Below are 20170 nucleotides of genomic sequence, written 5' to 3' on the forward strand. Positions count from 1 at the left end.
GACGGCGGGACGGGGCGAGGACTAGAACGCGGCCTCGTCCAGCTCCATCAGCGAGTTGTCGACGGCCTCGGCCAGCGCGCGCTCGGACGAGACGCCCGGCAGGACGTTCGCGGCGAAGAACTTCGCCGCGGCGATCTTGCCCTGGTAGAAGGCGGTGTCCTTGGCGGAGGCGTTGCGCAGCTTCTCGGACGCCACGACCGCGCTCTTGAGGAGCAGGTAGCCGACGACGACGTCACCGGAGGCCATCAGCAGGCGGGTCGTGTTGAGGCCCACCTTGTAGATGTTCTTGACGTCCTCGCCGGTCGCGGTGAGGTCGGTGATCATCGTGCCGACGATCGCCTCCAGGTCCACCGCGGCCTTGGCGAGATGGTCCAGCGCGCCGGCGAGCTCCTCGTTGCCCTGGGCGCTCGCGAGGAACTTCTTGATCTCCTCGGAGAGGGTGTTCAGCGAGGCGCCCTGGTCGCGGACGATCTTCCGGAAGAAGAAGTCCTGGCCCTGGATCGCGGTCGTGCCCTCGTACAGGGTGTCGATCTTGGCGTCCCGGATGTACTGCTCGACCGGGTACTCCTGGAGGTAGCCGGAGCCGCCGAAGGTCTGGAGCGACTGCGCGAGCTGCTCGTAGGACTTCTCGGAGCCGTAGCCCTTGACGATCGGGAGCAGCAGGTCGTTGAGGCCGTTGAGCGCCTTGGCGTCCTCGCCCGCGGCCTCCTTCACCTGGATCGCGTCCTGGACGGAGGCGGTGTACAGCACCAGGGAGCGCATGCCCTCGGCGTACGCCTTCTGCGTCATGAGGGAGCGGCGCACGTCGGGGTGGTGCGTGATGGTGACCTTGGGGGCCGTCTTGTCCATGAACTGCGACAGGTCGGTGCCCTGGACGCGCTCCTTGGCGTACTCCAGCGCGTTGAGGTAACCGGCGGAGAGGGCCGCGATGGCCTTCGTGCCGACCATCATGCGGGCGAACTCGATGATGCGGAACATCTGGCGGATGCCGTCGTGCTTGTCGCCGATCAGCCAGCCCTTGGCGGGGTGCTGGTCGCCGAAGGTCATCTCACAGGTGTTCGACGCCTTGAGGCCCATCTTGTGCTCGACGTTCGTCGCGTACACGCCGTTGCGCGCACCGAGCTCGCCGGTGGTCCAGTCGAAGTGGAACTTCGGGACCAGGAAGAGGGAGAGGCCCTTGGTGCCGGGGCCGGCGCCCTCGGGACGAGCCAGGACGTAGTGGAGGATGTTCTCGGACATGTCGTGCTCGCCCGAGGTGATGAAGCGCTTCACACCCTCGATGTGCCAGGAGCCGTCCTCCTGCTCGACGGCCTTCGTGCGGCCGGCGCCGACGTCCGAACCGGCGTCCGGCTCGGTCAGCACCATCGTCGAGCCCCACTGCTTCTCGACGGCGATCTCGGCGACCTTCTTCTGCGCCTCGTTGCCCTCGTCGAAGAGGATGCCGGCGAACGCGGGGCCGGAGGAGTACATCCAGACCGCCGGGTTCGAGCCGAGCAGCAGCTCCGCGTAACCCCAGATCAGGGAGCGCGGGGACGTCGTGCCGCCGATCTCCTCGGGCAGGCCCAGGCGCCAGTACTCGGAGTCCATGAACGCCTGGTACGACTTCTTGAAGGAGGCCGGGACGGGCGCTGTGTTCGTCTCGGGGTCGAAGACCGGCGGGTTGCGGTCGGCGTCGGCGTACGAGTCGGCGAGCTCGTTCTCCGCGAGGCGGGTGACCTCGTCCAGGATGCTCTTCGCGGTGTCGACGTCCATCTCCGCGAACGGACCGGTGCCGTACAGCTTGTCGCGCCCGAGGACCTCGAAGAGGTTGAACTCGATGTCGCGGAGATTCGACTTGTAGTGCCCCATGGGAAGGCTCCGTAATCAATAGCAGTGGCGCGCAGCGCCCCGTGGAGGAGTGAGGATCGGGCGACGGACGGCCTGGCGTGGGTATATCACCTGACCCCTCCGATGATGCTACCCGTCAGTAATAAGACGCAACCCCTCAAGGCACAGATGTGTCCGATTACTCTTTGCGGCATGTATGGCTACGACCAGAACCCGGGCGCACAGCAGCAGATGGGCGGCGGCTACGGCGAGCAGCCGTTGTACCCCGAGCCCTCGCCGCCGTCCCTGGCCGACGCGGTACGGGCCTTCACGACCGGATCGCTGTCCGCGGAGGACTTCCAGCAGATCTTCGCCACGGCGAAGGTCTACTGCCCGCGCGGCGACAACCCGGGCTTCCTCGCCCTCCACAACACCCAGCAGCCGGTGATCCCCATGTTCACCACGCTCAAGGAGCTCCGGAGCTACGCCGGCAAGGAGTCCAAGTACTTCGTGATCACGGGCGCCGAGGTGATCGACCTGCTGCCGACGGGCTACGGCTTCGTCCTGGACATGGAGGGTGATCACCGGATGGTCTTCGACGCCAAGGCGGTGGAGCAGATGGTCGACTTCGCCATGCGCCGCATGTACGGCTGAGCAGCACCGGTTCCACACCGGCAGTCCGAGGGCCCGCACCGGCACGGTGCGGGCCCTCGGCGCTGTCCGGGTGCGGCTCTCGGCGCCGCCCCGGGGCGCGCGGGAATGGATGCCGCCTTGCTAGATGTTCACCGTTCAACTAAATTGGGCTCAAGACTCCCGGAGGTGGCTCCCATGCCCGCAGTGACCGTCGAAAACCCGCTGACCCTGCCGAAGGTCGCGGCCCAGGCCGACGCCGTCGCGCGCCCCGTGCTGACCGTCACGACGGCGCCGAGCGGCTTCGAGGGCGAGGGGTTCCCGGTGCGGCGCGCCTTCGCCGGGATCAACTACCGGCACCTCGACCCGTTCATCATGATGGACCAGATGGGTGAGGTGGAGTACGCCGCGGGCGAGCCGAAGGGCACCCCCTGGCACCCCCACCGCGGCTTCGAGACCGTCACGTACATCATCGACGGGAGCTTCATCCACCAGGACAGCCACGGCGGTGGCGGGTCCATCGAGAACGGTGACACCCAGTGGATGACCGCGGGCAGCGGACTCCTCCACATCGAGACGCCGCCCGAGGCGCTCGTCATGTCCGGCGGCCTCTTCCACGGCCTCCAGCTCTGGGTGAACCTGCCCAAGGCCGACAAGATGATGGCGCCGCGCTACCAGGACATCCGCGGCGGCCAGGTTCAGCTGCTCGCCTCCCCCGACGGCGGCGCGCTGCTCCGGGTCATCGCCGGTGAGCTCGACGGTCACGAGGGCCCGGGCATCACCCACACCCCCATCACCATGGTCCACGCGACGGTCCGCCCGGGCGCCGAGGTGACGCTGCCCTGGCGCGAGGAGTTCAACGGCCTCGCGTACGTCCTCGCCGGGCGCGGGAGCGTCGGCACGGAGCGCCGGCCCGTCCGCACCGGGCAGACCGCGGTCTTCGGCAAGGGGTCCTCGCTGACCGTCCGGGCCGACGAGGCGCAGGACGGCAACACGCCGGACCTGGAGGTCGTGCTGCTCGGCGGACGCCCGATCCGTGAGCCGATGGCGCACTACGGGCCGTTCGTGATGAACACCCAGGACGAGCTCAAGCAGGCCTTCGAGGACTTCCAGGCCGGCCGCCTCGGCAAGGTCCCGGCCGTCCACGGCATGTGACCCGCGCTCCCGTACCGGGCGTACGGTGACGGTCCGTCACCCGTACGCCCGTGCGGGAGGGACACCGCTCCCGGCCCGTGATCGGGTGGGAGGGTGTCTACCCGGAAGCCCCTTCTGCCCGACGTCGCGCGGCGGACGGCCGCCTGGTGCGGTGTGCTGCTGCTGGTCGCCGGTGTCGCGGCGGTGGCCGTCTGGTTGTGCGTGGCGCTCAAGACCGCGGTCACCCCGGTCCTGCTGGCACTCCTCGGCACGGCGCTCCTCGGCCCCGTCCACCGCTGGCTGACCGCCCACAAGGTCAACAGGTCCGTGGCGGCCGGGCTGACCTGTGCGGCGCTCGTCGCGGTCGTCGGCGGCGCCGGGTACATCGTGGTCACCGTCATGGTCGACACCGGCGGCCAGATCGTGAAGTCGCTGAAGGAAGCCGCGCAGTGGGTCATCGACCACTTCGACATCGCGGGTGTCGCCGATGTGGACGACCTGGCGGACAACGCCAAGTCCCTCTTCGAGAAGTTCGGCGCGAGCGCGGCGGGGGGACTGCTCAGCGGGATCAGCCTCGTCGGCTCGCTCGTGGCCACGGCCGTCCTGGCCCTGCTGCTGACGTTCTTCTTCCTGCGTGACTCCGACCGCGCCGCCCACCTCGCCCACGCGGTCGCCCCGCGCGGGACCGGCGCCCTGGTGGAGGCCATGGGGCGCAGGGCCTTCGAAGCGGTCGAGGGGTTCATGCGCGGCACCACCTTCATCGCCCTGATCGACGCGTTCTGCATCACCGTGGGCCTGCTGATCCTGGGGGTGCCGGGGGCGGTGGGGCTGGGTGCCCTCGTCTTCGTCGGCGCCTACATCCCGTACCTCGGGGCCTTCATCTCGGGTGCCGTCGCCGTGCTCGTCGCGCTGGCCGACCAGGGCCTCGTGATCGCCCTGTGGGCGCTGGGCGTGGTGCTCGCCGTCCAGGTGCTGGAAGGGCACGTGCTCCAGCCCGTCATCCAGAGCCGCACGGTCCAGATGCACCCCGCCATGGTCATGATCGCGCTGACCGCGGGCGCGAGCGTGGCGGGGCTGCTGGGCATGCTGCTGGCGGTGCCGCTGTGCGCCGCCGGGTTCGGGGTGATCGGCGAGCTGCGCAGGGAGGCCGACGGCCCCGGGGAAGCGGTTCCCGAGGGCCCCTGAGCCGGCTCAGCCGCTCAGTTCCACCGGCTCCGCGGACTCGTACAGCTCGAACCAGATCGACTTCCCCTCGCCCCGCGGGTCCACCCCCCACGCGTCGGCGAGCATCTCCATCAGCACCAGCCCGCGGCCGCTGGACGCCATCTCGCCGGGCCGCCGCTTGTGCGGCAGCTCGTCGCTGGAGTCGGCCACCTCGACCCGCAGCCGCCGCTCGCCCCGCTCACCCATCACCTCCGCCACGAGCAACGCGTCCCCGTCGGTGTGGACCAGCACGTTCGTGGCCATCTCCGAGACCATCAGCTCCGCGGAGTCGACCTGCTCCGTGTCCGCCCAGTCGTGCAGCAGCTCACGCAGCTGCTGCCGGGCCGACGCGACGCGCTCGGGCTCCGCCTGGGCGATGGTCATGGCCGAGCGCCGCCCCGGCGTCCTGCGCGTCCGCGCTCCCTCGCGGCGCAGCACCAGGACGGCGATGTCGTCCTCGCGGCGGTCCACCAGCGGTCCCGTCGTGTAGTGCGAGCCCGGACCGTGCACCGTCTGCACGAGGGCGTCCGCGAGCTCCTCCAGGTCCTCGGCGTTCTTCTCCAGGACCGGCTTGAGCCTGGTCCATCCGGTGGCCATGTCGTGTCCGCCGGTCTCGATGAGCCCGTCCGTGCAGAGCATGATCGTCTCGCCGGAGCCCAGGACGACGCGGGTCGTCGGGTAGTCGGCGTCCTTCTCGACGCCCAGCGGCAGGCCTCCGGCGGTCTGCCTGATCACCGCGGTGCCGTCGACGCTGATCACCACCGGGTCCGGGTGGCCGGCACGGGCGACGTCGAGGGTCCCGGTCCCGGGATCGGCCTCCGCGTACAGACAGGTCGCGAAGCGCGTCGCGTCGGACCGGTCCTCGCCGTCGGAGAGGTCGTACGTCTCGGTCAGCCCGGACAGGAAGCGCGAGGCCCGGGAGAGCACGGCGTCGGGGCGGTGCCCCTCGGAGGCGTACGCGCGCAGGGCGATCCTCAGCTGGCCCATCAGGCTCGCGGCCCGCACGTCATGGCCCTGGACGTCACCGATGACGAGGGCGATACGGCCGTTGGGGAGCGGGATCACGTCGTACCAGTCGCCGCCGACCTGGAGCCCCCCTCCGGTCGGGATGTAGCGCGCCGCCACCGTCAGCCCCGGCACATCGGGGCCGAGGGACGGCCTCATGGCCCTCTGGAGGCCCAGCGACAGCTCACGCTCCGTCTCGGCCGCACCGGCGCGGGTCAGCGCCTGAGCCAGCATCCTGGCCACCGTCGACAGTACGGAGCGCTCGTCCGGCGAGAAGGCCACGTTGTGCCGGAAGCCCGCCATCCAGGCCCCCATGGTGTGCCCGGACGAGATCAGCGGCAGGAAGGCCCAGGACTGGCGTCCGAACTCCTCGGCGAGGGGCCAGGTGGCCGGGAAGCGCCGCCGGTACTCCTCGGGCGACTCCAGGTAGATCGCCTGCCCGGTCCGTACGACCTCGGCGGCCGGATAGTCGGTCTCCAGCGGCATGTCGGTGAACGGCTTCTCGTCGCCGACGTTCTGACCGTGGTGCCCGACGACCGTAAGCCGCTCGCCCGAGACCCCGAAGACGGCCAGTCCGTCCGGCGAGAAGCCGGGCATGGAGAGCGAACCGGCGACCCGCAGGACCTCCTCGGTGGACACCGCCTCGGCCAGCGCCCGCCCCGCGTCCAGCAGGAACGCCTCGCGCGACCGCCGCCAGTCGCCGGTGAGCGGGGTCTGCGCCGCGGTGGCCTCCGGGGGCTGGGCGACCTCCTGGAGGATGCCCATCAGTACGTACGTGTGGCGGCCCGGGGTGTCCAGCGGGACCGGCTTGGACCGGGTGCGCACCGTGCGGACGACCGCGCCCTGCTCGTCCACGATCCGCATCCGGGCCTCGGCGACCGTGCCCTCCGCGATCGCGAAGTTCACGATGCCGTCGATCTCCTCCCAGTCGGCCGGGTGGAAGCGCGGGCGCACCTCTTCGCCGGGACGGACCGTGGCCTCGGCGGGAAGTCCCACCAGCCGCGCCGCCTCGGCGTCGAGCGTGACCGTGCCCGACGAGCTGTCCCAGCTCCACAGGCCGGTCCCGATCGCAGCCAGGATCTCCTCGGTGCGCATTGCCCCACTTTAGGAAGATGTTCTCCACGGTCGCCACCGAGGGAGACCGCACGGCAGCCACCCGCCTGAGGCCGCCGGACGCGCCTCGGACAGCCGTACGGCGACAATCGCAATGAAGCAGTGCGTCCACGGGCGGTAGCCTGGGGTGTCGATCCACCACCCCCGACCGCGAAGACTGGATGAACGACGATGCATCGGTACAGGTCCCACACCTGCGGCGAGCTCCGCGCCTCTGACGTCGGCACCGACGTCCGGCTGAGCGGCTGGCTGCACAATCGCCGAGACCTGGGCGGCATCCTCTTCATCGATCTGCGCGACCACTACGGTCTGGTGCAGCTCGTCGCCCGCCCCGGCACCCCCGGCAACGAGGCGCTGGCGAAGCTGACCAAGGAGACCGTCGTCCGCATCGACGGCACGGTCTCCGCGCGTGGCGCCGACAACGTCAACCCGGAGCTCCCGACCGGTGAGATCGAGATCGAGGTCTCCGAGGTCGAGGTGCTGGGCGAGGCCGGCCCGCTGCCCTTCACGATCAACACCGAGGACGGGGTCAACGAGGAGCGGCGCCTGGAGTACCGCTTCCTCGACCTGCGCCGTGAGCGCATGCACCGCAACATCATGCTGCGCTCGGCCGTGATCGCCTCCATCCGCTCCAAGATGGTGGCCCTCGGCTTCAACGAGATGGCGACGCCGATCCTCACCGCGACCTCCCCCGAGGGCGCCCGTGACTTCGTGGTCCCGTCCCGGCTGAACCCGGGCAAGTTCTACGCCCTCCCCCAGGCGCCCCAGCAGTTCAAGCAGCTGCTGATGATCTCCGGCTTCGACCGGTACTTCCAGATCGCGCCCTGCTTCCGTGACGAGGACGCCCGCGCGGACCGTTCGCCGGGCGAGTTCTACCAGCTCGACGTCGAGATGTCGTTCGTCGAGCAGGAGGACGTCTTCCAGCCGATCGAGAAGCTGATGACCGAGCTCTTCACCGAGTTCGGCAACGGCCGCGAGGTCACCTCGCCGTTCCCGCGCATCCCCTTCCGCGAGTCGATGCTGAAGTACGGCAACGACAAGCCGGACCTGCGGGCCAAGCTGGAGCTCGTCGACATCTCCGACGTCTTCGCCGACTCCGGCTTCAAGGCCTTCGCCGGCAAGCACGTCCGCGCCCTCCCGGTGCCGGACACGGCGGGCCAGTCCCGGAAGTTCTTCGACGGCCTCGGTGAGTACGCCGTCGAGCACGGCGCCAAGGGCCTCGCCTGGGTCCGCGTCGGCGAGGACGGCACGCTGGCCGGACCGATCGCGAAGTTCCTCACCGAGACGGACGTCAAGACCCTCACCGAGCGTCTCTCCCTCGTCCCCGGCCACGCGGTCTTCTTCGGCGCGGGCGAGTTCGACGAGGTCTCCAAGATCATGTCCGCCGTCCGTGTCGAGGCCGCCAAGCGCGCCGGACACTTCGAGGAGGGCGTCTTCCGGTTCTGCTGGATCGTCGACTTCCCGATGTACGAGAAGGACGAGGACACCGGCAAGATCGACTTCTCGCACAACCCCTTCTCGATGCCCCAGGGCGGACTGAAGGACCTGGAGGAGAAGGACCCGCTGGACATCCTCGCCTGGCAGTACGACATCGTCTGCAACGGCATCGAGCTGTCCTCTGGCGCCATCCGTAACCACGAGCCCGAGCTGATGCTCAAGGCCTTCGAGATCGCCGGTTACGACCGCGAGACCGTCGAGCACGAGTTCGCGGGCATGCTCCGCGCCTTCCGCCTCGGCGCCCCGCCGCACGGTGGCATCGCCCCGGGCGTCGACCGCATCGTGATGCTGCTCGCGGACGAGCCCAACATCCGCGAGACGATCGCCTTCCCGCTCAACGGCAACGCCCAGGACCTGATGATGGGCGCCCCGACCGTGCTCGACGAGACCCGGCTGCGTGAGCTGAACATCCAGCTCCGCAAGCCCGTCGCGGGTACGAAGGACAAGGCCGACGTCACGGAGGCCGTGGTGCGGGACACCGGCGCGAAGTAGGCATCGGCGGTTCCGCTTCGGTTCCACGTGAAACAGCCCCCGGCCATCCGGCCGGGGGCTGTTTCACGCGTAGGGCGGGATCCTCCGGCGGCCCCTCGGTGAAGGGCCCGGAACCCGGGCGGGTCCGGGGTCCTTGCCTGCGTACGGGTGGACCCTGCGGGACTTTCCGGCGCACGGGTGCGCGAAACGGGTACATCCGGATGGCCCCGGTTCCGATTCGGCGCCGTCGGGCCCGGCAAGGACTGGCACGGGAAGTGCTCGTCCGACCCCCACCGAGGAGTTCCGTACCGTGTCCGTCCCACGTCGTCCGTACGTCCTGCTCGTCGCCCTGTTCCTGCTGGTCATCGGCTGTTCCGCCGGGGCGGTGCAGACCACCGACCCCTCCGCGCCCCGGGGCGCGGCCGGTCCCGGGGCCTCACCCGGACCACCGCGCCCCGTGGAGAGCCTCCGGCCCCCCGCGGAGATCCCGGATCTGGGCCCGCAGACCCGGGCGCAGATCCCGGCCACGGCCCGGCAGGCCCTCGTGGTGACCGGCCAGGGTCCCGATTCGAACCGTTCCTCGGCCGTCCTCTACAGCCTCGACGACCCGGCGCTCGGCTGGAGACCCGGGGCGGGCCCGTGGCCCGCCCACAACGGCATGGAGGGCTGGACCGGCCATCACCTCGCCGACGACCTCCGCTCGCCCGTCGGGGTGTTCGGCCTCACCGACGCGGGCGGCCGGCTGCCGGACCCGGGCGCGCTGCTCCCGTACGACGAACAGCACCGCTTCGCGGTGAGCGGCGAGGGCTTCCTGGGGGAGCCCCTCGAAGGCTCCTTCGACTACGTCGTCGCCATCAACTACAACCGGACCCCGGGCACCAGCCCACTGGACCGCACCCGGCCGCTCGGCGCGGAGCGCGGCGGCGGCATCTGGGTCCATGTGGACCACGGCGGCCCCACCCAGGGCTGTGTCTCGCTCACCGAGGACCGGATGCGGGAGCTGCTGCTCACCCTCGATCCCGCGAAGTCCCCGGTGATCGTGATGGGGGACGCCGCTTCGCTGGCCCTGTGACGACGGGACACGCGCCGGTGGACGACGCGGAGGAGCCCGGGTCCCGATGTGTCGGGGACCCGGGCTCCTGCCGTGCGTACGCCGCTTACGCGGGCTTCTCCTCCAGACGCGGGAAGAGCACCGCGCCCTTCGTGACCGTCGCGCCGACGGGCAGCTGACCCCAGCGGCCCGCGTCCTGCACCGGCTGGTCGGCCAGGGCGCCCAGGGACGCCTCGGCGCCCAGGGACTCCCACAGCTTCTGCGAGGTGTCCGGCATGACGGCGTTCAGCAGGACCGCGACACCGCGCAGGGCGTCGGCCGCCGTGTACAGGATGGTCGCGAGCCGTGCCTGGCCCTCGGGCGAGGTGTCCTTGGCGACCTTCCAGGGCTCCTGCTCCGTGATGTAGCCGTTGACCTGCTTCACGAAGTCGAAGATCGCCAGGATGCCGCCCTGGAAGTCCAGCTGCTCGCCGATCTTCTCGTCGGCGGAGGCGACGGCCTTGGCCAGGCCCTCCTGGACCGCCCGCTCCGCGTCACCGGCGGCCGTGGCCTCCGGGAGCGCACCGCCGAAGTACTTGCCGACCATGGCAGCGACGCGCGAGGCGAGGTTGCCGTAGTCGTTGGCGAGCTCGGAGGTGTAGCGGGCGCTGAAGTCCTCCCAGGAGAACGAGCCGTCGCTGCCGTAGGCGATGGCGCGCAGGAAGTACCAGCGGTAGGCGTCCACGCCGAAGTGCGAGGTCAGGTCCTGGGGCTTGATGCCGGTCAGGTTCGACTTGGACATCTTCTCGCCGCCGACCATCAGCCAGCCGTTGGCGACGACCTTGCCGGGCAGCGGCAGACCCTGCGCCATCAGCATGGCCGGCCAGATGACCGAGTGGAAGCGCAGGATGTCCTTGCCGATCAGGTGGACGTCCGCCGGGAAGGTTCCGTCGAACTTCTCCTGGTTGGCGCCGTAGCCGACCGCGGTCGCGTAGTTGAGCAGGGCGTCGATCCACACGTAGATGACGTGCTTCGGGTCCCACGGCACCGGGACGCCCCAGTCGAACGTGGAGCGCGAGATCGACAGGTCCTGGAGACCCTGCTTGACGAAGTTCACGATCTCGTTGCGGGCGGACTCGGGCTGGATGAAGTCCGGGTTGGCCGCGTAGAACTCCATCAGCTTCGGGCCGTACTCGCTGAGCTTGAAGAAGTAGTTCTCCTCCTTGAGGAGTTCCACCGGCTTCTTGTGGATCGGGCACAGCTTCGTGCCGTCCTCGGCCTCGATCAGGTCGCCGGGGAGCTTGTACTCCTCGCAGCCGACGCAGTACGGGCCTTCGTACCCGCCCTTGTAGATCTGGTCCTTGTCGTACAGGTCCTGCACGAACTCCTGCACACGGTCGGTGTGCCGCTTCTCCGTCGTACGGATGAAGTCGTCGTTCGCGATGTTCAGGTGCTCCCAGAGGGGCTTCCAGGACTCCTCGACGAGCTTGTCGCACCAGGCCTGGGGCGTGACGTTGTTCGCCTCGGCCGTGCGCATGATCTTCTGACCGTGCTCGTCCGTGCCGGTGAGGTACCACACCTTCTCGCCGCGCTGGCGGTGCCAGCGGGTGAGCACGTCGCCTGCGACGGTCGTGTAGGCGTGGCCCAGGTGAGGAGCGTCGTTGACGTAGTAGATGGGGGTCGATACGTAGTAACTCTTCACGACGTCGCCCCCTTGCTTCTCGGATCCAGTGGCCGCCATGGTCGAAATCCTAACGGTCCGTGGGAGATCCACTCACATCGATAACCCTGCCCCGGGCGGCGGAGAGCTTTGCGAAACATCCTTTCCCGTACCAAAGACGCATCCTGGGAGGAGTGGGCACGCGTGCGCGAGGCAGGGGACAACACGATGCGGGTACTGGTCGCCGAGGACGAGGAGATTCTGGCGGAGCTGGTGGCGACCGGGCTGCGGCGGGCCGGATTCGCCGTCGACACCGTGTACAGCGGTGATGCCGCGCTCGCCTACCTCGGGCTCCACGACTACGACGTCGTGGTCCTGGACCGCGACCTCCCCCGGGTGCACGGCGACGACGTGGCCCGCAGGCTCGTCTCCGCCGGCTCGCGGACCAGGATCCTGATGCTCACGGCCTCCGGGACGATGGAGGACCGGGTGGAGGGGCTCGACCTCGGTGCCGACGACTACGTGAGCAAGCCCTTCGAATTCCCCGAGCTGGTCTCCCGGGTGCGCGCCCTGCGGCGGCGCAGCGCCCGGCCCGTGCCGCCGCAGCTGGAGAGACACGGCATCCGGCTCGACAGCGTGCGCCGGGCCGCCACCCGCGACGGGCGGGACCTGGACCTGTCGCCGAAGGAGTTCACCGTCCTCCAGCTGCTGCTGGAGGCCGACGGGGGCACGGTCAGCGCGGAGGAGCTGCTGGAGCGTGCCTGGGACGCCAACGCCGACCCCTTCACGGGCGCCGTCCGCGTCTGCATGAGCAAGCTGCGCGCCAAGCTGGGCGAGCCGGCGCTGATCCGTACCGTCCAGGGCGTCGGGTACGTCCTGTGAGCGGCCTCCTGGGGCTGATGCGGACCACCGGGACGGCGCACGTGCGGCACTCCACGATCCGGATGCGGATCGCCCTCGTCTACGGCGGGGTCTTCCTGGTCCTCGGCACCGCGCTGCTCGCCACGGTCAATCTGGCCTCGCGCGCCGGTACGGACTCGCAGGCGCGGGCCATCGCCACGTCCGCCGCGGTCGCCCAGCCGGGCTTCGCGGTCAACGGGCCCCTCCACGCACGGGGCCGCCTCGGCCCGCCCACGGTCTACGACGTCACCGACGACGTCAGCGACGCCGCGAGCCGTGAGCTCCTGTACTGGTCGGTCGCCGCACTGCTCGTCATGACGGGCTGCGCGGTCGGGGTCGGCTGGTGGACCGCGGGCCGGGTGCTGCGGCCCGTCCACGCGATGACGGCGAAGGCGCGACGGCTCTCCGAGCACACCCTGCACGAGCGGATCGCGTCCAGCGGGCCCGACGACGAGCTGAAGGAGCTCGGCGAGACGCTCGACGCGCTGCTGGCCCGTCTCGAGAAGGCCTTCGACAGCCAGCGGCGGTTCATCGCCAACGCCTCGCACGAGCTGCGGACCCCCCTGGCCACCCAGCGGGCGGCGATCCAGGTGGGGCTGGACGACCCGTCTCCGGAGGACCTCGTACGGACCCGGCAGACGCTGCTTGACAACAACCGGCGCAGCGAGCGGCTCATCGAGGGGCTGCTGGTGCTGGCCCGCAGCGAGCGGGGGCTGGCGCGCGGCGAGCGGGCGGAGGTCGACCTGGCGCAGGTGGTGACGGAGGAGGCGGCCCGGCCCCTGGCGGCGGCGGAGCGGGCGTCGGCGAACCGGCCCGAGGTCACGGTCGAGGCCGGGCCCTGCGTCGTACAGGGCAACCGGCAGCTGCTCGCGCAGCTCGTGGCGAACCTGCTGTCCAACGCGGTGCGCTACAACGTGCCCGACGGCCGGGTCGGGGTGTCACTGTCCGCGGACGGGGTCCTGGCGGTCCGCAACACCGGCCCGGTGGTGGCCGAGGGCGACATCGCCGGGTTCTTCCAGCCGTTCCGGCGCGGGGAGGGGCGGGACCGGATGGGGCAGGGCTCGGGGCTCGGCCTGTCGATCGTGCGCTCCATCGCGCTGGCCCACGGCGGTACGGTCACGGCGGTACCCGGCCCGGAGGGCGGGCTCACCGTGACCGTACGGCTGCCGGTGGATCAGTCCTCCGCGACGACCCCGCGGGCGGCGGCCCAGGCGGGGAGCCCGGCGAGCACCTCCCGGTAGAACGTCGCGTCGGGCACCTCGCGCGGGGCGGGGCCCGCGTGGAAGAACCCGGCGTTCTCGACGTCCAGCCTGCGCAGGAAGTCGAAGCCCTTCGCGTCCTCGTCGCCGAACGCGACGAACTGGAAGAACAGCGGCAGCCGCGCCGCGTCGGCCAGGGCCTGCTTGGCCGCGACCTTGGCGTCCGGGGCGCCGTCCGTCTGGAAGACCACCAGCGCGGGACCGGTGGCACCGGACTTCTCGTAGTGCGCGACGATCTCCTCGACGGCCCGGTGGTAGTTCGTACGGCCCAGGCGGCCGAGGCCCGCGTGCAGCTCGTCGACCCGGCCCTCGTGGGCGCCGAGGTCGATCGCCCCGGTGCCGTCGATGTCGGTCGAGAAGAAGACGACGGGCACGGTGGCGTTCGCGTCCAGGTGCGCGGCCAGCGCCAGTGTGCGGTCGCCCAGGTGCTGGGCGCTGCCGTCCTTGTAGAACGGCCGCATGGAGCCGGAGCGGTCGAGCACCAGGTACACGGTGGCCCGCAGCCCGGTCAGCCCGTGGGCCTTGAGCCCGGCCTGTGCGGCCTTGTACGGGGCCACGAGCGCGGGCGCCGCGGCCTTGACCCGGGCGAGGGTGACGGCGGGCTTGCCGGCCGGGGCGGCGGACTTGGCCGCGGGCGCGGCGGCGGCGGGCTCGGGCGCGGCGACCGGCTCAGCTTCGGCGACCGGCTCCGCGGCCTCCGGCTCGGGTACGGCGACCGGCTCGGGGGCGGTCACGGCCTCGGGAGCCGGAACCGGCTCGGGCGCGGCGACGGCCTCGGCCTTCGGCGGCTCGGGGGCCGCTTCCGGCGCGGGGTCGGCGGCGACCGGCTCGGCAGCCGTCTCGACGACCGGCTCGGCGGCGGGCTTCTCGGCGGCGGGCTCTTCGACGGGCTTCTCGGAGGCGGCCGGCTCGGTGGCCGACTCCGCCTTCGCCTCGGCAGCGGGCGCCTCGACGGCGGACTCCTCGGCAGCGGCCGCCTCGGCGACCGGTGCGTCAGCAGCAGGCGCCTCGGCGGGCTTCGCCTCGGTCGCGGAAGGCGTCTCGGCCTCCGGCTCCGGGTCCATGTCGATCGTGATCGGCGCCACGTCGGCCGCCTCGGTCCCGACCACGGCCTCCGCGGCCGGCTCGGCGGCCGCGTCGTCGTCGGCGTCCTTCCCGGCGTCCGCGCTGTCGGCGGGCGCGGCCGGCTTCGCCTCCGGGTCCGACCCCTGGGCCGGTACCTTCGGCGCGGGCGCGGAGGACGTCGTGCCCGCCGAGGTCGCCGACGCCTTGTCGAAGGCCGCCGCGACCAGGTCCGACGCCTGTCCGCTGTCGTGCTCGGCACCGGCGGACCGGTCCGAGGAGGAGGCCGGGGCCGGTACCGAGGCCTTCGCGGGCTCGGCCGCCGAAGTGGTGTTCTCCGGCTCCGGCTCCGTGGGCTGGGTGCGCTCGGCCTGGGGCGGGACGGTGGCCGTGGTCGGCTCGTCCTGCTCCGTGCGGCCGAACACCTTGCGCAGCAAGCTCCGAATGCCCATGGGCGAGGCCTTTCGCATGAGTTGGGTGCGATAAATGTCCGTACTGCGGGAATTGATCCCTGGCCAGGGCGGATACGTAAGGTTAGCGGCCGGATCCGGCCGTTCGGCTGCGCGGCCCGCCCCTGCGTCAACCGAGCCCCAACCGAGTCGTCACCGAGTCCTGGACGGGGGCCCGTACGGCCGGAAGCGGAGCGGTGTCCCGGACTTCACCCTCCGTTCACCGGCAGTCCCTCGGACGGCGTGGATGCGCCCCTACCGTCGCCGCGTGACACACAGACGGAGGGACGAAAACGTGCGCGAACTGCTTCCGCTCATCGGCTCGCACCAGGGCGGGCGCTCTGCGCTGACCTGCCGCTACCGCTGCGGTGACGCCTGCTTCCAGGAGGTCCCGAACACGAGCGACAACGAGTACGCCGGCGACATCATCGCCGGTGCCCTGTCACGCCGTTCGATGATGCGCGCGGCCGCCGTGGTGACCGTGGCCGCCGCCGCCGGGACCGCGGCCCTCACCGGCCCGGCCGCCCCGAGCGCCGAGGCCACGCCGCTCGCGGGACGGACCGGCGGCAGGCCGAAGCCCACCGCGTCGGGCGCCCGGGGTCTGCGTTTCGCGGCCGTCGCACCGAACACCGACGACAAGGTCACGATCCCCGACGGCTACAGCCAGAACGTGGTGATCCGCTGGGGCGAACCGATCCTGCGCGGCGCTCCCGCCTTCGACCCGGAGAAGCAGTCCGCCAAGGCGCAGGCGGGCCAGTTCGGTTACAACAACGACTTCCTCTCCCTGCTCCCGCTGAGCGGTGAGCGCGGGCGTCAGGTGCTGGTCGCCAACCACGAGTACACGGACGAGATCCTGATGTTCCGTGGTTACGATCCGGCCAGTCCGACCCGTGAGCAGGTCGAGATCGCCTGGGCGGCGCACGGACTCTCCGTGGTCGTCGTCCAGGAGGAGAACCGCACGGGCAAGCTCGCCCCGGTCACCCGCCACCCGCTGAACCGCCGCCTCACCGCGACCAGCGAATTCCGGGTCACCGGCCCGGCCGCCGGCAGCCCGCTGCTGCGCACCTCCGCCGACCGCACGGGCCGCAAGGTGCTCGGCACCCTCAACAACTGCGCGGGCGGCACCACCCCGTGGGGCACCACGCTCCACGGCGAGGAGAACTTCAACCAGTACTTCGCCAACGGCTCCAGCGCCACCGACAAGCGGTACGGCATCGGCACCGCCGCGACCGAGCGCAAGTGGGAGCGGTTCGACAAGCGCTTCGACCTGGCACAGGAGCCCAACGAGGCCCACCGCTTCGGCTGGGTCGTCGAGCTCGACCCGTACGACCCCGACTCGACGCCCCGCAAGCGGACCGCGCTCGGCCGGTTCAAGCACGAGGCGGCGCAGCCCCGGCTGACCGCCGACGGGCGACCGGTCGTCTACATGGGGGACGACGAGAAGTTCGACTACTTCTACAAGTTCGTCTCCAGCAAGCGGATGAAGAAGGGGAACTCGCGGGCCGCCCGCGAGCACAACCTGACCCTGCTGGACGAGGGCACGCTGTACGTCGCCAAGCTGACGGGTGACTCCCCCGCCGCGGAGTTCGACGGCACCGGCAAGCTCCCCTCCGACGGCGAGTTCGACGGAAGCGGCGTCTGGATCCCGCTCGCCACGGGCACCACCTCGCACGTCCCGGGCATGACGGCCGAGGAGGTGTACGTCTTCACCCGGCTGGCCGGTGACAAGGTCGGCGCCACGAAGATGGACCGCCCGGAGGACGTCGAGCCGTCGCCGCGCACCGGCCGGGTCTACATCGTGCTCACCAACAACACCGACCGCGGCAAGGCGGGCCTGGCCGGAGCGGACGAGGCCAACCCGCGCCACGCCAACAAGCACGGCCAGATCCTGGAGCTCGCGGAGAACTGGGACGACCCGGCGGGGGACGGGTTCGCCTGGCGGCTGTTCCTCGTCGCGGGCGACCCGGAGGACCCGTCGACGTACTTCTCCGGCTTCCCGAAGGAGAAGGTCAGCCCCATCTCCTGCCCGGACAACGTGGCCTTCGACGACCACGGCAACCTGTGGATCTCCACCGACGGCAACCAGCTCGGCTCGCACGACGGCCTGTTCGGCGTCGCGACGCAGGGCGAACGGCGGGGCGAGCTCAAGCAGTTCCTGACCGTGCCGACCGGTGCGGAGACCTGCGGGCCGGTGATCCAGGACCGCCGTGTCCTCGTCGCCGTCCAGCACCCGGGCGAGGTCGACGGCGCCTCCGTCGAGAAGCCGGCGAGCACCTGGCCGGACGGGCGCGGCAGGATCGTGCGCCCGTCGGTCGTCGCCGTCTGGCGCAAGGACGGCAGCGACATCGGCGTCTGAGACACACCGGGAAGCCGGAAACGGAGGCCCGCCTACGGCCTGTGTCCGTGCGGTGCATGCCTGATGGGTGTCGTTCAAATGTGCCCTCGGGGGACGTAGTTGCGTTGTTAGCGTGACCGGCCGGTGTGGCTGACGAGAGGTCAGCCGCACCGGCCGATCAGTACGCGCACTCACGAAGGGCCCCACATGGGACATCCATCCCGCAGAACACGCCTCGCGGCCTGTGCCGTGGCAGCGGGCGCACTGCTGTCCGCGCTGGTGCCGGCGGCGGGTGCCACGGCCGCTCCCGCCGGCGCCCCACGCGCCGTCGCGGCGGACGATCCCGTGCCGGGCCACGAGGGCATGCCGGACGACGGCTTCGAGGACGCGCCGGAGGGGGAGCAGGACGACCTCGCCGGGGAGGGCACCGCTCCCTCGGCTTCGGCGGGAGCCGATGCGCAGGCCGTGGTCCCCGGCCGGCCGGGCGACTTCACGCTGGAGGCCGGCACCAAGCTGACCGGGCTGGTCGGCAAGCTGGACGCCGCGCTGCCCAAGCAGGGCCTCACCGAGCTCATGACCCAGGCCAACCGGGACGCGGGGTGGAACTCCACCTGCGGTGACGCCGCCATCTACGGCCCCGACCTGGTCGCCGCACCCCGGGTCTGCTGGGCGAACGACGACGCCACCTCCTCCGAGTGGATCCCGCAGGCCATCACCGGCGTCTCGGACGCCCAGGAGGACGAGGACTGGGGCACGTCCGACTCCGAGCCCGTCGCGGTGGCCGGCTACGACGACCAGAACCCCGGCCGCAGCGACTACGCCTCCGGCCGTGACAACTGCGTGCAGGCCTCCGCGTCCGACGCCTGCAACGAGAAGGGCATACGGGTCAGCTTCTTCAACCAGGCCACCAAGAAGTACCGCCATGTACTGCTGGCCTGGCCCTACCTGAACTCCAAGGACCACATCTCCTTCGACGCGCTGCACGCGAGCGAGGGCAAGTGCACCGCGGCCTCCGGTGTGACGGCCTCCTGCAAGGCGCAGAACGGCATCCACGCGGGCGGCATGGTCTGGTACGGCAACTACCTGTACGTCGCCGACACCGCCAACGGCATGCGGGTCTTCGACCTCCGCAAGATCATGGACCTCAACCCGGACAACGACGCCTCGGTCCACGACCCGACGCCGGACGGCCTGGTCAGCAACGTCGTCGACAAGAAGCGGGTCGGCCGCCAGAACAACGTCTGGTACGCCTACGGCTACCGGTACGTGATGCCCCAGATCGCCACGCTGAAGTTCACCACGGCGAAGAACGGCGGGACGACCAGCGGCAACCAGTGCTACGCGACGGGCCGCCCGAAGGCCTCGTACATCTCGCTCGACCGGACCGGCGACGACCACATGGTCCTCGGTGAGTACTGCAACACCAACAACGGCGGGTCCAGCAACGGCCGCGTCGGCACCTACCCGATGACCGCGCTGACCGCCGCGGTCGAGGGCGCGGCGGGCACCTCGGCCAAGGCGGACCTCGCGTACGGGCTGCCGGACACCGGCACCTTCGGGGGCGAGGACCTCTGGCACAAGATCCAGGGCGTCACGCGCTACGACGGCAAGTGGTACTTCCACCGCAGCAACGCGTACGACAACGGCCGGCTGATGCAGGCCACCCCGAAGACGGTGGACGGAACGACGCAGCTCGTCGCCAACCCGAAGATCCTGGAGAGCTCGTTCGGCCCCGAGGACCTGTACCTCGCGCACGGCAGGGGCGACGGCCTCCCCCCGAAGCTGTGGTCGCTCAGCGAGCACGCGCCCAGCAAGTGCGGGGTGTGCAAGCGGGAGCTGTACAGCTACGACATGGGCGCGGTCATCACCGGCTTCGGCTCCTGACCGCTTCCGGTCCCCATCTGAGCCCATGGGGGCGCCTCATCGGATTACAGTCGTACGCATGGTTTCCGGTGAGGCGCCGCAGGCGGAGGGAAGCGTCCGGGTCGACGCCTGGATCTGGGCGGTCCGGCTGACCAAGACCCGGTCGCAGGCGGCCGCCGCCTGCCGCGCGGGGCATGTGCGGGTCAACGGGGAGCGCGCGAAGCCCGCCCAGGCGCTGCGTACGGGCGACGAGGTGCGGCTGCGGCACGCGGGCCGGGACCGGATCGTGGTCGTGTCCAGGATCGTGAAGAAGCGGGTCGGCCCGCCGGTCGCGGCCGAGTGCTTCGTCGACAACAGCCCGCCCCCGCCGCCGCGCGAGGTGGCCCTCCAGGTCCCGGTCCGTGACCGGGGCGCTGGGCGCCCCACCAAGCGCGACCGCCGTGAGATGGAACGCCTCCAGGGCCTCCAGGGTCCTCAGGGCAGGGGCCCGAACCCCGGCTAGTCAGCTCTGGTAGCCCTCCACCTCGGAGGCCGGGCGCACCCTCGCCTCCGAGGGGTCCTCGCCGTACTCGCTGAGCGCGCGCCGCTGGCGCAGCAGGTCCCAGCACTGGTCCAGCTGGACCTCCACCTCGCGCAGCCGAACCCGTTCGTCGGCCGAGAGGCCCAGTTCGGCGGTGGAGCGGGAGCGCAGGGCGCGCTCCTCGGTGATCAGCTCGTCGATGTTCTCGAAGATGTCCTGGTCGGCCATGAGCC

General features: G+C 70.9%; 15 protein-coding genes. 10 read left to right on the forward strand and 5 right to left on the reverse strand.

The window, feature by feature from the left end:
• Positions 1–21: 21 nt before the first annotated feature.
• Entirely contained in the window at positions 22–1848 is a 1827-nt protein-coding gene (locus JKV81_RS00080; RefSeq protein ID WP_129264546.1) for an acyl-CoA dehydrogenase, read from the reverse strand.
• Between the two features lie 171 nt (positions 1849–2019).
• Here JKV81_RS00080 and JKV81_RS00085 point away from each other — a divergent pair, with 171 nt between their 5' ends.
• The 3 genes from JKV81_RS00085 to JKV81_RS00095 all read left to right on the forward strand — a co-directional run bounded on the left by JKV81_RS00085 (position 2020) and on the right by JKV81_RS00095 (position 4755).
• Positions 2020–2460, forward strand: coding sequence for an SseB family protein (locus JKV81_RS00085; RefSeq protein WP_073750539.1), 441 nt, complete (start codon positions 2020–2022; stop codon positions 2458–2460).
• 174 nt (positions 2461–2634) lie between these two features.
• Positions 2635–3591 (forward strand): pirin family protein, encoded by a 957-nt coding sequence (locus JKV81_RS00090; RefSeq protein WP_129264545.1) that lies wholly within the window; start codon positions 2635–2637, stop codon positions 3589–3591.
• 93 nt (positions 3592–3684) lie between these two features.
• Positions 3685–4755, forward strand: a complete 1071-nt coding sequence (locus JKV81_RS00095) for an AI-2E family transporter (RefSeq protein ID WP_129264544.1) — start codon at positions 3685–3687, stop codon at positions 4753–4755.
• Between the two features lie 6 nt (positions 4756–4761).
• Here the strand turns inward: JKV81_RS00095 and JKV81_RS00100 are convergent, their stop codons facing one another.
• On the reverse strand, positions 4762–6873 hold the full coding sequence (locus JKV81_RS00100; protein ID WP_129264543.1) for an ATP-binding SpoIIE family protein phosphatase: 2112 nt from the start codon (positions 6871–6873) through the stop codon (positions 4762–4764).
• 189 nt (positions 6874–7062) lie between these two features.
• Here JKV81_RS00100 and aspS point away from each other — a divergent pair, with 189 nt between their 5' ends.
• The gene (gene aspS / locus JKV81_RS00105; RefSeq protein ID WP_129264542.1) at positions 7063–8880 is read left to right on the forward strand and encodes an aspartate--tRNA ligase; all 1818 of its coding nucleotides are present in this window, start codon (positions 7063–7065) and stop codon (positions 8878–8880) included.
• 289 nt (positions 8881–9169) lie between these two features.
• Complete coding sequence (locus JKV81_RS00110; protein WP_129264541.1) at positions 9170–9931, forward strand: hypothetical protein; 762 nt, start codon at positions 9170–9172, stop codon at positions 9929–9931.
• An 85-nt stretch (positions 9932–10016) separates the two neighbouring features.
• Here JKV81_RS00110 and metG read toward each other — a convergent pair whose 3' ends face one another.
• Positions 10017–11630 (reverse strand): methionine--tRNA ligase, encoded by a 1614-nt coding sequence (metG, locus tag JKV81_RS00115; protein WP_124277826.1) that lies wholly within the window; start codon positions 11628–11630, stop codon positions 10017–10019.
• Positions 11631–11777: 147 nt separating this feature from the next.
• Here metG and JKV81_RS00120 point away from each other — a divergent pair, with 147 nt between their 5' ends.
• Both JKV81_RS00120 and JKV81_RS00125 read left to right on the forward strand, forming a co-directional pair.
• The gene (locus JKV81_RS00120; RefSeq protein WP_164493759.1) at positions 11778–12431 is read left to right on the forward strand and encodes a response regulator transcription factor; all 654 of its coding nucleotides are present in this window, start codon (positions 11778–11780) and stop codon (positions 12429–12431) included.
• 17 nt (positions 12432–12448) lie between these two features.
• The gene (locus JKV81_RS00125) at positions 12449–13690 is read left to right on the forward strand and encodes a sensor histidine kinase (RefSeq protein ID WP_202074675.1); all 1242 of its coding nucleotides are present in this window, start codon (positions 12449–12451) and stop codon (positions 13688–13690) included.
• Here the strand turns inward: JKV81_RS00125 and JKV81_RS00130 are convergent.
• Entirely contained in the window at positions 13624–15222 is a 1599-nt protein-coding gene (locus JKV81_RS00130) for a VWA domain-containing protein (protein WP_202074660.1), read from the reverse strand. The genes JKV81_RS00125 and JKV81_RS00130 overlap by 67 nt on opposite strands.
• A 292-nt stretch (positions 15223–15514) precedes the next feature.
• Between JKV81_RS00130 and JKV81_RS00135 the strand changes: the two genes are divergently transcribed.
• The 3 genes from JKV81_RS00135 to JKV81_RS00145 all read left to right on the forward strand — a co-directional run bounded on the left by JKV81_RS00135 (position 15515) and on the right by JKV81_RS00145 (position 19919).
• Positions 15515–17575: a PhoX family protein gene (locus JKV81_RS00135; RefSeq protein ID WP_129264539.1), complete on the forward strand. Its 2061-nt coding sequence runs from the start codon at positions 15515–15517 to the stop codon at positions 17573–17575.
• Between the two features lie 186 nt (positions 17576–17761).
• Positions 17762–19438, forward strand: coding sequence for a hypothetical protein (locus JKV81_RS36020; RefSeq protein WP_236054812.1), 1677 nt, complete (start codon positions 17762–17764; stop codon positions 19436–19438).
• A gap of 58 nt (positions 19439–19496) precedes the next feature.
• The gene (locus tag JKV81_RS00145) at positions 19497–19919 is read left to right on the forward strand and encodes an RNA-binding S4 domain-containing protein (RefSeq protein ID WP_099173358.1); all 423 of its coding nucleotides are present in this window, start codon (positions 19497–19499) and stop codon (positions 19917–19919) included.
• Here JKV81_RS00145 and JKV81_RS00150 read toward each other — a convergent pair whose 3' ends face one another.
• A complete protein-coding gene (locus tag JKV81_RS00150) occupies positions 19920–20165 on the reverse strand; it encodes a DUF2630 family protein (protein WP_099173359.1) in 246 nt (81 codons plus the stop codon).
• Positions 20166–20170: the final 5 nt, after the last annotated feature.

The organism is Streptomyces silvae (assembly GCF_016745505.1).
Classification (GTDB): domain Bacteria; phylum Actinomycetota; class Actinomycetes; order Streptomycetales; family Streptomycetaceae; genus Streptomyces; species Streptomyces silvae.